Raw genomic sequence first — 14,072 nt, 5'->3', positions numbered from 1 at the left:
GCTGTGCCCTCGTCACCCGAGGGTGATCAGGCGAAGCAGTTCTCGATGGTGCCGCCCGGGATGGCCAGGCAGTTGGTCGGACGGTTCGCGGTGATGGCGGACTTGTCGTCCACGTTCACGTCTCCGAAGAAGCTGAAGACACCGCCCGGCTCGAAGGTAGAGAAGTTGTGGGCGACCTTCGTCTTCGACAGGTTGACCTCGCCGAAGATGTTGAAGATGCCGCCGCCGACTCCGATCGGGCCGATGGCCCGGTTGCCGACGACCTCGCTGTCACGCAGCGTGGTGACGCTGAAGGCGTTGAAGAGCCCGCCGCCGAAGAAGCCGGCGGTGTTGTCCTTGATGCTGCTCTTCTCGAACGTGGCCACGCTGTCGAAGGCGATGGCCACACCGCCACCGACACCGGCGGTGCTGTTGCGCTCCACCGAGACGTGGTGCAGGTTCAACTGGCTGTCCGCCGCCGCCAGGCCACCGCCGGCGAGAACCGCGGTGTTCGAGACGAACTTCGTCTCGTACGCCGTGGTGTTGCCCTCGATGTCGAGGTAGCCGCCGCCGAAGCCCAGCGTCTCGTTGTCGGTGATCTCGGCCTTCTTGAGCTCGACCGTCCCACCGTCGACGTCGTCCCGGAAGATCTCCGCGGCACCGTTGGAGATACCGCCACCACCGATGATGGCGGTGTTGTCCTTGATCTTCGACTCCTCGACCTTGAGCAGTCCGGCGTTGAAGACACCACCGCCGAAGAAGAAGGCGGTGTTACGGGTCACGGTGCTGTGCCAGATCTTCGTGGTGCCGAAGTTGGCCACGCCGCCACCGTTGCCGCCCGACTGGTTGAGGACGACCTCGGACTCCAGGATCTCGGCGGTGCCACCCGGCTGCACCAGGATGCCGGCACCGTCGGTGGACTCCGGGTACTCCACCAGCGGCGTGACGGTACCCGCCTTCGCGGTCGGCGCGGCCTTGGCCGTGACCTTCGGCGCGGCCGTCAGGCCCGCCTTCGGGTTGGCCTGCCGGGCGGTGAGCGCCTGGTCCAACGGGACGCCCGCCTTCACCTGCGCCGCGATCGCCTCGGAGTCCGAGTAGGACGCCCAGACAGCCGCCGGCTCGACACCGTTGAACAGTTCGAGGGTCTGGCCACCCTTGATGGTCAGGCCCTTGATGGTGAGGTGCCCACCGCTGCCGACGTTGAGGATGCGGAAGTAGTCCGCCGTGGCGTCCCGGGCGATCGTGGTGTGCTCGCCCTTGAGCGTGATCCGCTCGGTGATCACCGGCAGGCCGTTGCCCTGGTAGTCGTTGCGGGTCAGGTTGTAGGTGCAGCCCTTGGCCAGCTCCAGCACACCGCCGTGCTTGCTGTTCGCGAAGACGATCGCCTGGATCAGCTTGTCGGTGTCGCAGGGCACCTCCTTTCCGCGCTCGTGGTCCTTGTCCTTGTCCTTGTCCCGGTCCTTGTCCTTGTCCCGGTCCTCGTCCTTGTCCCAGTCGCGCGCCTCGTCACCCCGCTGGTCGCCATCCTTGCTGACCTGCGCGGTGTTCCAGTTCAGGCCGACCGCTCCGGCGCTGCCCGCGACGCCCACCGCCGCGAGACTGATCACGCCCGTCAAACCGGCCACGCCACTGGCGAGCCAGAGCTTGCGGCGGCGCTTGGCCGTCGCCCGCCCGGAGGCTTCGTTGTTCGTTAGGTAGTTGGACATCGGAGCTCTCTGCCCTCTCCTCGTACCAGACAGGGTCGCCGCCGTCAGACGGGCGTCCCCTGCTACAAATCGGTTGTAGCTCCCAAAACCACCGTATGAGAAGGTTCCTCGCCTCGTGGGCTTATCCGAGAGAAGCCCACATTAGGTTCATGTTGCCCCCAGCGGGGTCGGACGGACACACCACCACCCAAGCCGGCCGGGAAGCCCGTGACCTGCCCAAATGGGTACGCCCCTCCGAGCCGGTCACGGCTCGGAGGGGCGCGCCCTCTATGTGGATCAGCCCCACCCGATCAGGCGAAGCAGTCCGGAACGTTGAAGCAGTTGGTCGGGCGGTTGGCAGTGACAGCGGACTCGTCGTCCAGGGTCACCGTGCCGCCCAGGCTGTTGAAGATGCCCCCGGGCGGGAGGGTGGAGAAGTTGTGCGCCACCTTCGTCCGGTGCAGCGTGACCTCGCTCCCCTCGGTGTTGAAGATGCCGCCGCCGCGGGCGAACGGGCCGACCGCCCGGTTGCCGGCCACCTCGCTGTCGCGCAGCGTGGTGACGCTGTCGTCGTTGTAGAGGCCGGCACCGAAGAATCCGGCGGTGTTGTCGTTGATCTTGCTGTTCTCGATCGTCGCGACGCTGTCGAAGGCCACCGCCACACCGCCACCCACGCCGGCGGTGCTGTTCTTGACCACCGTCGCGTGCTTGAGCGTGAGCTGGCTGTCGGCCACCGCGACGCCGCCACCGGCGAGGACCGCGGTGTTGTCACTGACCTTCGTCTCGTGCAGGGTCGTGGTGCCCTCGACATCCAGGACGCCGCCGCCGAAGCCGAGCGTCTCGTTGTCGGTGACCTCGCTCTTGTAGACCCAGACCGAGCCGCCGTCGACGTCCTCGGTGAAGATCTCCGGGGCGCCGTTGGAGATGCCACCGCCGCCGATGATCCCGGTGTTGTCCTTCACCTTCGACTCGTCCACCTGGAGCACGCCGGCATTGAAGATGCCGCCGCCGAAGAAGAAGGCGGTGTTGTGCGCCACCGTCGTCTTGCTCAGCCTGGTACTGCCGAAGTTGGCCAGCCCGCCGCCGTTGCCGCCGGACTGGTTGTAGAGCAACTCGCTGTCCAGGATCTCCGCCCGACCACCGGGCTGCACCAGCACCCCGGCGCCGTCGGTGAACCCGGGCTGCTCGACCAGCGGCGTCACCACCGGCTCGGCCGCTGCCGGCTTGGCCGCCGCAGCTGCCGGGGCTGGCTTGGTTGCCGCTGCCTGGGCCGCTGTGCCCGCGGCCTTGGCGGTCGCCGCTGGCTTGGCGGTTGCGGCCTTGGCCGGCGCCGTCGGCTTGGCGGTCGCCGCCGGCTTGGCCGCTGCCGCTGCCGTCGCCGGCTTGGCCGCTGCCGCTGCCGCTGCCGGCTTGGCTGCCGCTGCCGCTGCTGCCGGCTTGGCTGCGGCTGCCGGCTTGGCTGCCGGGCCGGCCACCGTCGACCGGATGAGGGCGGAGTACGGCGCCCAGACCGTCGCCGGGTCGGCGGTCATCGCGGCCTGAAGGGTCTGCCCACCCTTGATGCTCAGGCCCTTGAGGGTGAGGTGCCCGCCGGGGCCGACATTGAGGATGCGGAAGTAGTCCGCGGTGGCCTCACGGCCGATGGTGGTGTGCTCGCCCTTGAGGGTGATGGGCTGGGTGATCACCGGCAGGCCGTTGCCGTCCTGGTTGCGGGTCAGGGTGTAGGTGCAGCCCTTCGCCAGCTCCAGCACGCCGCCGTTGTCGTTGTTCGCGAACGTGATGGCCTGGATCAGCTTGTCGGTGTCGCACGGGACCTGCTTGGTGCGGTCCTTCTCGTTGCGCTTGTCGTCCTTGCCGGACCGGTCGTCGAAGCCGCTCCAGTCGTCGCCGCTCCACTCGTCGTCCCGACCATCGGTCTTCGCGCCACCCTCGTCCGCACCGCCGGCGTCGCTGACGTTCTGCCGGTTGGTCGACGGCTGCGCGTCCGAGACCTGGTCGGATTTGGGCTTGTCGTCCCGGGCGGCCACGCCGCCGAGGGCCGCCAGCCCGACCACGCCGGTCAGCCCGGCAACGCCAGCGACCCACAGCGCTCGCCGTCGTCGTGTCGGCGGAGCTGTCGAGGCCCCGCCGTCGGTACTCGTTACGTCGTTGGACATCAGAGCCTTCCGCCCTTTCCTGCTACCAGACGGGGTCGCACCGCCTGGGGCGCCACGACCAGCTACAAATGGGTTGTAGCCTCTGATCCCCACCGTATGAGAACCATCTTCGCGATGCGGACGTATCCGAGATAACTCCACATACGGCGCAGTCGGGCGCGGGGATCAGCGAACCGGTCCGCGAGGGCGGTAAGGGTGTGGGCAGCGCAAACACCGACGGAAACCGCAGCGTGACCCACGCGGCGCGCCGGGCCAGGCGGCGGGCCTGGCCCGGTGATGACGGCGGGCCGCGGCGGGGCCGGGCTGGAGGCAGCCGGGCGGCTGGAGAGACGGGTCGGGCCGCGACGGTGAGTCCGTCGCGGCCCGGGGTGAGGTGCTGGTGGCCCGGTGTCAGCCGGGCAGGCGGGGGCCGGCCTCGCGCTGCTCGGCCAGCCAGGTCTCGACCTCGTCGGAGGTGCGCGGCAACCCGGCCGAGAGGTTCGCCGCGCCGGTCGCGGTGACCAGCACGTCGTCCTCGATCCGGATGCCGACACCGCGCAGCTCGGCGGGGACCAGCTCGTCCTCCGGTTGGAAGTACAGACCGGGCTCGACGGTGAGCACGTAGCCCTCGCCCAGCGCTCCGTCGCGGTACGTCTCCTTGCGGGCGTTCGAGCAGTCGTGCACGTCGATGCCGAGCATGTGACCGAACCCGTGCAGCGTCCACCGCCGGTAGACGGTCGACTTCTCGTCCATCGCCTCGTCCACGCTCACCGGCAGCAGACCCAGGTCGGACAGGCCCTCGGCGAGGACCCGCATGCAGGTCAGGTGGACGTCCTTGAACTTCACGCCGGGGCGGATGGCCTCGATGCCGGCCTGCTGCGAGGCGTACACGATGTCGTAGACCTGGCGTTGCAGGGCGGTGAACCGGCCGTTCACCGGCAGCACCCGGGTCACGTCGGCGGTGTAGAGGTTGCGGCCCTCGACGCCCATGTCCATCAGCAGCAGGTCACCCGGTCGGGTGGCGCCGTGGTTGTGCACCCAGTGCAGGATCGTGGCGTGCTCGCCCGCGCCGACGATCGAGCCGTACCCGACGTCGTTGCCGTCGTGGCGGGCCCGCAGCGCGAAGACACCTTCCAGGAGTCGCTCGGAGACCGCCCGGTCCGCCGGAAGGATCCGGGCCACGTCCTCGAAACCGCGGACGGTGGCGTCGATCGCGTCCTGGAGTTGGCCGATCTCCCACTCGTCCTTGACCAGCTTCATCTCCGAGATGGCGATGGCCAGCTCCCGGTCCCGGGCGGGCTGGCCCTCGGCGCGCGGGCCGTCGTACTGGCGGACGGCCGCGTCCACCTGGGCGTCGAAACCGCGCAGCACCCGGGTACGCCCCGGCGCCAGGTCGGCGAGCGTCGCCTCCAGGCCGGTCAGGTCGGCGGTGGGCAGGCCCAGCTCGGTCGACTTCTCGCCGAGCGTGTGCCGCCGGCCCACCCACAGCTCGCCGTTGCGGCTGCGGAAGAACTCGTCGGTCTCGCGAGAGGACCGGGGCCGCATGTACAGCGTCGCGTCGTGTCCTGAGCCGTTCGGGCGCAGCACGAGCACGCTGTCGGCGTCGTGGTCGCCGGTCAGGTAGGCGAAGTCGCTGCCGGGCCGGAACGGGTAGTCGGTGTCGTTGGCCCGGACCTTCTCGGTGCCGGTGGGGATCACCAGCGTCTCGCCAGGGAAGGCGGCCGAGAGCGCGGCCCGCCGCTTGGCGTAGTTGGGCGTCTCCGGCCGGGGCGTCACGGGGAGCGCGGTGTCGCGCCAGCCCTGCCGCATGAAGGACAGGAAGGCCTCCGGGAAGTCCGGATCGTGCGATTCCGTGCCGTCCGTCGGCGTACCGTCGGTCTGTCCCTCGGTCATTGCGCCGCTCCCTCCGCTTCGTTGCTGGTCCCGACGGTACCGCGCGCCCGGTTGGCGGTAACGCCCCCGGGAGTCGGGCGGATCGACGGACGGCTGCGACGGGCCGACAACGCGCGTGGAAAGATGGCCACCATGTGCGGACTTCTGGCCTTCTTCAGCGCGAACGGCAACGCCGCCGCGCATCGCGACCACATCGCCGGAGCGTTGGAATGCCTGCACCACCGCGGCCCCGACGAGACCGGGGTCGAGGTGGTCGGCGACGCTTCCGGCCGGTACGCGGACGGCGTGTTCGCCCACAAGCGGCTGGCCATCATCGACGTCGCGTCGAGCCACGAGCCGCTGCCCTACGCGAACGGTCGTTACCTGCTCACCTTCAACGGTGAGATCTACAACTACATCGAGTTGCGCGAGGAGTTGATCAGGAACTTCGGCGCGCAGTTCGCCACCGCCGGTGACGGCGAGGTGATCGTGGCGGGTTACCACTTCTGGGGCGAGCAGGTGCTCACCCGGCTGCGGGGCATGTTCGCCTTCGTCATCTGGGACCGACAGGAGCGGCGCGCTTTCGGTGCCCGCGACTACTTCGGTATCAAGCCGATGCACTACCTGGAGACCGCCGACGGTCTCTACCTGGCGTCGGAGAAGAAGGCGTTGCTGCCGTTCGCGCACAGCAACTACCAGGGCGACGCGGGTGTCGACGCGGCGAATCTGAGCCACTACCTGACCCTTCAGTACGTCCCCGAGCCGGGCACCCTGCACAAGGGCATCAGCCGGATCGGTTCGGGGGAGTACCTGAACTGGACCCCGGGCGGGCGGATCGACGTACGCCGGTGGTACCGGCCGGTGTTCCGGCCCGCGCCGGTCGACGACGAGCAGAAGCTCTACCACGAGATCCGGGAGACGCTGCGGGAGAGCGTGCGCATGCACATGCGCTCGGACGTGCCGGTCGGCTCGTTCCTGTCCAGCGGCATCGACTCCACGGCGGTGGTCGCGCTCGCCCGCGAGTTCAACCCGAACATCCTCACCTTCACCGTCGGCTACGACGTGCCGGGCTATTCGGAGATCGACGTCGCCCAGGAGTCGGCGCGGCACCTGGACGTCACCACCATCCCCACCAAGATCGGTCCGCAGGACATGATCGACGCGCTGCCGAAGATCGTCTGGCATCTGGACGACCCGGTGGCCGACCCGGCGTTGGTGCCGCTCTACTTCGTGGCGAAGAAGGCTGCCGAGCACGTCACGGTGGTGCTCTCCGGCGAGGGCGCGGACGAGTTCTTCGGCGGCTACACGATCTACCGGGAGCCGCTGTCGTTGGGCACCGTCAACGGCCTGCCCGGCGGGGTGCAGAAGGGCCTGCGCGCGGTCTCCAAGGCGATCCCGCAGGGGGTCAAGGGCAAGAGCTTCCTGGAGCGCGGCACCACTCCGATCGAGGAGCGTTACTACGGCAACGCGCGGATGTTCACCGAGGAGGAGAAGCAGCACCTGATGCGCCGCTACGACCCCTCGGTGCGCTACACCGACGTCACCGCCCCGATCTACGCCGAGTGCACGGAGCTGGACGACGTCACCAAGATGCAGTACGTCGATCTCTACACCTGGCTCCGCGGCGACATCCTGGTCAAGGCCGACCGGATCTCGATGTCGCACTCGCTGGAGGTGCGGGTGCCGTTCCTCGACCGTGAGGTGTTCGACGTGGCGGCGAAGATCCCGGTGGACCTGAAGCTGCCGCCGCGCTCGGACGCCACCAAGTACGCGATGCGTCAGGCGTTGCAGGGCGTCGTGCCGCCGGCCATCGTCAACCGCAAGAAGCTGGGTTTCCCGACCCCCACCCGGGTCTGGCTGCGTGGCGAGATGTACGAGTGGGCCCGGCACGTGCTGAGCACCTCGGGCGCGGGTGACCTGCTCGACCTGTCGTACGCGCTGCGGCTGCTCGACGAGCACAAGCGGGAGGAGGCCGACCACTCCCGCAAGGTGTGGACGGTGTTGATCTTCTGCATCTGGCACGCCATCTTCGTGTCGAAGACCCTCGACCCGGGCATCCAGCGCAACCAGTCCGCCCTGCTGACCAAGCCGGTCGTGGGCTCCATGGTCCGCTGACCCACCGCCTCACCTCGTTGATCAAGAGGTTTGCGTCATCCGGAGTCATTCCGGTGACGCAAACCTCTTGATCAACTATTCACGGCGAGGGGCTCAGCGGGCGGCGCAGGTCACCGTGGGGGCGCTGTTGGTTCCTGTGGAGCTGCCCAGGAAGCCGAACGTCGCGGTGCCCGACGGTGCGACAGTGCCGTTGTAGGCGACGTTCGTCGCTGTCACCGACGAGCCGGACGACGTCTGGGTGGCACCCCAGATCTGGCTGATCGACTGCCCGTTGGGCCAGGTCCAGCTCGCCGTCCAACCGGAGAACGGCGTACTGCCGTTGTTCGTGATCGTGACCTCGCCCTGGAAGCCACCCTGCCAGGAACTGCTCACCTTGTAGCTGGCCACGCAGGTACCACCGGCCGGCGGCGGGGTCGTCGTCGGCGGCGGGTCGGTCGGCCCGGGCGTCGGGGTGGTCGGCGTGGGCGTCGGGGTGGTCGGCGTGGGGGTCGGCGACGTCGTGCCGCCCCTGATGCCGGTCACCTGACCGTTGCCACCGTCGAAGACCACGTCGGAGCAGCCGAAGAAGTTCTCCTGCGAGTCCGACCGCACCCAGCGCGAGTAGATGATGTGCTGGCCGCTCTTGCCCGACGGCAGGTTGCCACTGAAGTAGTAGTGGCCGTCGTTGGTGCCGACGCCGCCGCGCTGCGGCGGGTTGGTCACCGTGAGGAACGGCTGCTCCTCCAGGTCACCCCAGGCCAGCGCCCGGGTCGGGCTCCAGCTGTTCTTGGTGATGTAGAAGTAGAAGGTGCCCGGGTGGTGCGCCCAGTTGCTGTACTTGAAGTCCAACCGGGCGCCGGCGGTCAGGTGGGTCAGCGGCCAGTCGGTACGCGGCAGGTCGTAGCCGCGGAAGCCGGTGGCACCACCGCTGCACAGCTGGCCGTCCGGGATGAAGCCAGTGGTCCGGCCCCCCGCGTCGGAGCGGAGCACGCTGAACCAGTTGTAGAGCGAGTTCGCGCCACTCGTCGCGACGGCGGCGGAGCACGCGGGGTTGGTCGGCCGGATCTCACCGGTCTGGCTGAGGCCGTCCTGCCAACACAGGTAGGTGCGGCTGCCAGGCGTCATCGCCGCGCCATGCGCCTCGGCAGGCTGCGGACTGGACGCCAGGGCGACAGCGCCCAGCGCGAGTGTCACGGACGCGATGAGCAACGCGGCCGTACGGGAACGGTTCACGGGTTCTCCTGACTCGCGAGGCGCGCCGCCCGCGCCGCCCCGCTGACATCGGGTGGGATGTGGCTTGATCGCCCGCCTCGGTGAGCGGTGCGACGATCACGGCGACGTGCCCGGCGGAGAAACAGCCGGTGGACACGCGCCATCGTCGGTCCAGTCCTGGACCGGTGCCCTCGCGCCAAACGAACCCGGCAACCGGCGGCACGGCAGCCCTCGCACCGCCCGGTACGCGTCATCTCACCATGCCGCGCGTCCCCAGCGCAATAGTCGTTCCTCGATGCGTCAAATGACGCGTCGGCCGCCGGCGAACGCCATATCCTGCCTAGGGCAGGCAAGTCGAGAGGTGGCGGTCGGTGCCGGACGTGTTCGACGAGGCGCACCGCCGTTGTCGCGCCGGCGAGCCCGTCGCCCTCGCCACCGTCGTGGCCACCTGGCACTCCGCGCCGCAACCGCCCGGCGCGACCATGCTGGTGGCGGCCGACGGCACCGTCACCGGCAGTGTCTCCGGCGGCTGCGTCGAGGCGGACCTCTACGAACGGGCCCGCCACGTGCTCGACACCGGCGCACCCGAGCTGACCCGGTACGGGATCAGCGACGACGACGCGTACTCCGTGGGCCTGACCTGTGGCGGCATCCTCCACGTGTTCGTGGAGCGCGTCGACGCCCACGCCCTGCCCGGGCTGGACGCGGTCGCCGCGGCCCGCCGGGGCGGCCAACCGGCGGCGGTGGTCACCTGCGTGGCGGCGGATGCCGGTGACCCGCCGGGCCCGGTGCCGGCGGACCCGGCCGGGCGGCTGGGTCGGCGGCTCGTGGTGACCGGCCAGCGGGTGACCGGCTCCCTCGGCGACGACCGACTCGACGACGCCGCCACCGCCGACGCCCTCGGGCTGCTCGCCGCCGGACACAGTGGAATGCTCCGGTACGGATACCACGGGCAGCGCCGCGGCTGCGGCGTCAGCCTCTTCGTGACCGCGTACGCCACCCCGCCCCGGATGATCGTCTTCGGGGCCATCGACTTCGCCGCCGCCGTGGCCCGGATCGGCGCGTTCCTCGGCTACCGGGTCACCGTCTGCGACGCCCGGCCGGTCTTCGCCACCGCGCGCCGCTTCCCCGAGGCGGACGAGGTGGTGGTGCGGTGGCCGCACCGCTACCTACGTGCGGAGGTGGACGCCGACCGGGTCGACGAGCGGACGGTGGTGTGCGTGCTCACCCACGACCCGAAGTTCGACGTGCCGTTGCTGGAGTTGGCGCTGCGCCACCGGCTGGCGTACGTCGGCGCGATGGGTTCGCGACGCACCCACGACGAACGGCTCAAGCTGCTGCGTGAGGCGGGGCTCAGCGCGGCGCAGCTCGCCCGGCTCGCCTCCCCGATCGGGCTGGATCTCGGTGGGCGTACCCCGGAGGAGACGGCGGTGAGTGTGGCCGCGCAGATCGTGGCGGCCCGCTGGGGCGGCACCGGCCGTCCACTGGCGGCGCTGGACGGGCCGATCCACCAGCCGGGGTAGCGGTTGCGGCGTCTTCGCCGCCCGCCGAGCGGCCCACTGTGCCAGCCTGGTGCCACGGCGACCGGTTCGGCGTACGACGGTCGGTGGTGGTTGGCGAGGACGAGAGGACCGGCATGGGATACGCGGTGGTGCTCGGCGAGGCGCTCGTCGACCTGCTCGACACCGAGCGCGACGGTGAGCGGGTCTACCGGCAGGCGATCGGCGGTGGGCCGCTCAACGTCGCCGTCGGCGTGGCCCGACTCGGTGGCGCGGCGCAGTTCGTCGGCTCACTCGGCGACGACGTGCTGGGCGGCCGGATCCGCGCCTTCCTGAGCGCGGTCGACGTCGGGGTGGCCGGTGCGGTCACGGTGCCGGCACCGACCACGCTCGCGGTGGTCACGTACGCCGGCCCGGAACCGGACTTCCGCTTCTACGGCGAACCGGCCTCCTACGGGCTGCTCGGCCCCGACGACCTGGATCTCGCGCTGATCGAGGGCGCGGACGTGCTCTACTGCGGCTCGATCGTGCTGCTGCGACCCGGCACGCTCGCCGCCGCCCGACGCGCCTGGTCGCTCGCCACCGGTCTGCGGGTCTTCGACCCGAACGTGCGTCCCCGGCTGCTCGACGGGCCGACCGCGCTGGAGGCGCTGCGCGAGGTGGTGGCCGAGTTCGCCCCCGGCGCGCACCTGGTCAAGCTGAGCGCCGCCGACGCCAGCCTGCTGTACCCGGGTGAACCGGTCGAGGGGGTCGCGGTGTACCTGCGCGAGTTGGGCGCCGCCACGGTGGTGGTGACCCTCGGCGCAGCCGGTGCGGTGCTGGCTGCCGCCGACGCCGACCCGGTCCGGGTGCCCGCCCCCAAGGTCGACGCGATCGACGCCACCGGCGCCGGTGACTCGGTGATGGCCGCGCTGATCGCCGATCTGCTCGTCGCGGGCGAGCCGGTCACCCCGGACGGGTGGGTCGAGCGGGTCGCGTTCGCGCTGCGGGTCGCCGGCCTGGTCTGCGAGTCCCCGGGTGGTGCCACCGCCATGCCGACGCGCGCCGACGTCGAACGCCGTTTCCCGGCCTAACCCTCGCCGTCGAGCTCGTGGTAGCCGCGCCGGGCGGCGACCAGGGCGGCGCGCGCACCGAAGGGCCCCTCGGCGGCCACCCGCTCCGGCGGCGCGCTGCCGGTGTGCGCCGCCCGGATCAGCCAGGCCAACCTGGCCAGCTCGGCGTGCTGGGCCCGGACGAAGTCGACGTCCACCGGGTCACCGTGACCCGGCACCACCACCGTGCGCGCGGTGGTCAGCCGCAACAGGTCCGCGACCGCGTCCGGCCACCGCAGCGGGTACGAGTCCTCGAAGGCGGGCGGGCCACTCTGCTCCACCAGGTCCCCGGCCACCAGCACGTCGGCGTCCGGCACGTGCACCACCAGGTCGGCGTCGGTGTGCCCCCGGCCCGGGTGCCGCAGCAGCACCCGCCGGCCGCCCAGGTCCAACGTCGTCTCCGTCTGCACGGTGTGCGTCGGGGCCAGCAGCGCAGTGTCGGCCAGCTCGGCGGCGAGCGCCGGGTGCTCCGCCCGCACCTCCTCGTACGCCTCCCGGCGCAGCCGCTCCGGGTCGTCGCGCAGGGCCGCGGCGGCCAACTCGTGCGCGTACACCGGGCGGGGTGGTTCGCCGGCCAGGACGGCGTTGCCGAAACAGTGGTCGTAGTGGTGGTGGGTGTTGACCAGCGTCAACGGCCGGTCGGTGACCGCGCGGACGGCGGCGGCCAGGTCGGCGGCCTGCGCCGCCGACGAGAGCGTGTCCACCAGCAGGGCCTCGTCGTCGCCCACGACCAGGGTGACGTTGACCCGCAGCAGCGGTTCGCGTCTGACGTGCACCCGGTCGGCGACCTCGACGAAACCGGCGTTCACGGCGTGCGCCCGGCGCGGTCGACGAAGCGTTGCCGGTCCACCATGATCCGGTCGACCCGGCCCCGGGCCACCGTCTGGTCACCGTCGCTGACCGTGACCTCGAACGAAAGCCGACGACCGTCGACGGCCGCCAGCAGTGCCTGCGCCCGAACCGTCCGGCCGACCACGGTCGGCGCCAGGTGCTCCAACTCGACCCGGGTGCCCACGGTCGTCGACCCGGGCGGCATCCCGGTCGCCGTCGCCGCGACGGTGGCCGCCTCGGCGAGGGCGAGCACCCGGGGAGTGCCCAGCACCGGCACGTCCCCCGAACCCACCGCCTGGGCGGTGTCCGCGTCGGTGACGGTCAACTCGACCTGGGCCGTCAGACCCGGCGCGAAGGCCGGCTCGGGCTGCTCCTGCATGCTCGTCAGCCTAGGTGCTCGCCGCGCCAGCCGAGCACGCGCCCGGGGATTCCGAGACCCACCGTTTCCCACCTGTGCGCGGTGCCCTCGGGTGGTCCCCGTCGGTCGATGCCGTCCCCGTCGTTAACCTTGACGCGATGGCCGTCGTGACTGACCCCCAGCCCCCCGCCCGGACCGACCCGCCCGCGTCCCCGGACGGCGGTCGTCGACGCGTCGTCGCCATGACCGTCTGGGCGGTCGCCTTCGTCGCCGCGTGGCTGGCCATCGGGCTGCCCACCGACCCCGCGTACGCCTTCGTCTGGATCTGGGCGGCGACCATCGCCTGGAACAGCGCCCGGCCGTGGCGCAGTCACCTGCGCTTCGCCCGGGACTGGGTGCCGGTGGTGCTGTTGTTCGTCGTCTACAACCTCTCGCGGGGGTTCGCCGACAACGGGGCCACCCCGCACGCGATGGAGTTGATCGTCGCCGACCGGTTCATGTTCGGGTGGGCCACCGGCGGGGAGGTGCCCACGGTCTGGTTGCAGCAGCACCTCTACCGCCCGCAGGTGCACTGGTGGGACGTCGCGGCGAGCTGGGTGTACTTCTCCCACTTCGTGGTGGCACTGGCCGCCGCCGCGGTGCTCTGGCTACGCGACCGGCACCGCTGGGCCGCGTACATGCGGCGGTGGGGTTTTCTCTGCGCCGCCGGTCTGGTCACCTACTTCGTCTACCCGGCCGCCCCGCCCTGGTGGGCCGCGCAGAACGGGCTGCTCACCGAGGTCGCCCGGATCTCCACCCGGGGTTGGAAGGCGTTCGGCATGCACGGTGCCGGCAACGTCCTCAACGCTGGTCAGATCGCCTCCAACCCGGTCGCCGCGATGCCGTCGCTGCACACCGCGTGGGCGCTGTTCGTCGTGCTGTTCTTCCTGACCAGCACCCGCCGTCGCTGGTGGCCGCTGCTGCTCGCGTACCCGCTGGCGATGACCTTCACCCTGGTCTACTCGGGTGAGCACTACGTGATCGACGTGCTGGTCGGGTGGGCGTACGTGGGCTTGACCTTCCTGGTGGTCGGCCTGGCCGAGCGCGGCTGGGCCGGGTGGCGGGCGCGCCACCCGAAGGCCGGGACGCGCCAGGCCCCCGAGCACCTCGCCGACACCGAGAAACCGGCTGACGAGCACCTCGCCGACCCCGAGACACCGGCCGACGAGCCCTCGTCGCCCCGCGCGCCGACCACCCCCAGCGACCACCCCCCGATCCCGGCTTCCCGCCCCCGTTGACCAAGAGGTTCGCGTCACCGTGCCCCGATTCCTGACCGA

General features: G+C 70.8%; 10 protein-coding genes. 4 read left to right on the top strand and 6 right to left on the bottom strand.

The window, feature by feature from the left end:
* Positions 1 to 26: 26 nt before the first annotated feature.
* The 3 genes from O7614_RS23350 to O7614_RS23340 form a co-directional block, all read right to left on the bottom strand.
* A complete protein-coding gene (locus O7614_RS23350) occupies positions 27 to 1,685 on the bottom strand; it encodes a hypothetical protein (protein ID WP_278140610.1) in 1,659 nt (552 codons plus the stop codon).
* Between the two features lie 290 nt (positions 1,686 to 1,975).
* Entirely contained in the window at positions 1,976 to 3,820 is a 1,845-nt protein-coding gene (locus O7614_RS23345) for a hypothetical protein (protein WP_278140609.1), read from the bottom strand.
* A 390-nt stretch (positions 3,821 to 4,210) separates the two neighbouring features.
* Positions 4,211 to 5,692 carry an aminopeptidase P family protein gene (locus O7614_RS23340; RefSeq protein WP_278140608.1) on the bottom strand — a complete coding sequence of 494 codons (1,482 nt, stop codon included), beginning with the start codon at positions 5,690 to 5,692 and terminating at the stop codon, positions 4,211 to 4,213.
* A 132-nt stretch (positions 5,693 to 5,824) separates the two neighbouring features.
* Here O7614_RS23340 and asnB point away from each other — a divergent pair, with 132 nt between their 5' ends.
* Entirely contained in the window at positions 5,825 to 7,786 is a 1,962-nt protein-coding gene (gene asnB / locus O7614_RS23335; RefSeq protein WP_278140607.1) for an asparagine synthase (glutamine-hydrolyzing), read from the top strand.
* A gap of 93 nt (positions 7,787 to 7,879) precedes the next feature.
* On the opposite strand, the gene O7614_RS23330 is transcribed toward asnB, so the two are convergent.
* On the bottom strand, positions 7,880 to 8,998 hold the full coding sequence (locus O7614_RS23330; protein ID WP_278140606.1) for a lytic polysaccharide monooxygenase: 1,119 nt from the start codon (positions 8,996 to 8,998) through the stop codon (positions 7,880 to 7,882).
* 350 nt (positions 8,999 to 9,348) lie between these two features.
* Between O7614_RS23330 and O7614_RS23325 the strand changes: the two genes are divergently transcribed.
* Entirely contained in the window at positions 9,349 to 10,500 is a 1,152-nt protein-coding gene (locus O7614_RS23325; protein ID WP_278140605.1) for an XdhC/CoxI family protein, read from the top strand.
* Between the two features lie 113 nt (positions 10,501 to 10,613).
* Complete coding sequence (locus O7614_RS23320) at positions 10,614 to 11,549, top strand: carbohydrate kinase (protein WP_278140604.1); 936 nt, start codon at positions 10,614 to 10,616, stop codon at positions 11,547 to 11,549.
* Here O7614_RS23320 and O7614_RS23315 read toward each other — a convergent pair.
* Together O7614_RS23315 and O7614_RS23310 are read right to left on the bottom strand one after the other, a co-directional pair.
* Positions 11,546 to 12,376: an MBL fold metallo-hydrolase gene (locus O7614_RS23315; RefSeq protein WP_278140603.1), complete on the bottom strand. Its 831-nt coding sequence runs from the start codon at positions 12,374 to 12,376 to the stop codon at positions 11,546 to 11,548. The genes O7614_RS23320 and O7614_RS23315 overlap by 4 nt on opposite strands.
* On the bottom strand, positions 12,373 to 12,777 hold the full coding sequence (locus O7614_RS23310; RefSeq protein ID WP_278140602.1) for a hotdog domain-containing protein: 405 nt from the start codon (positions 12,775 to 12,777) through the stop codon (positions 12,373 to 12,375). The genes O7614_RS23315 and O7614_RS23310 overlap by 4 nt, the downstream gene beginning before the upstream one ends.
* 137 nt (positions 12,778 to 12,914) lie before the next feature.
* Between O7614_RS23310 and O7614_RS23305 the strand changes: the two genes are divergently transcribed.
* Positions 12,915 to 14,033, top strand: a complete 1,119-nt coding sequence (locus tag O7614_RS23305; protein ID WP_278140601.1) for a phosphatase PAP2 family protein — start codon at positions 12,915 to 12,917, stop codon at positions 14,031 to 14,033.
* Positions 14,034 to 14,072 lie beyond the last annotated feature (39 nt).

The sequence above is a fragment of the Micromonospora sp. WMMD961 genome, from assembly GCF_029626145.1.
Taxonomy (GTDB): domain Bacteria; phylum Actinomycetota; class Actinomycetes; order Mycobacteriales; family Micromonosporaceae; genus Micromonospora.
The sequence above is the reverse complement of the archived record's forward strand: the minus strand, read 5'-3'. Positions and strand labels throughout refer to the sequence as shown.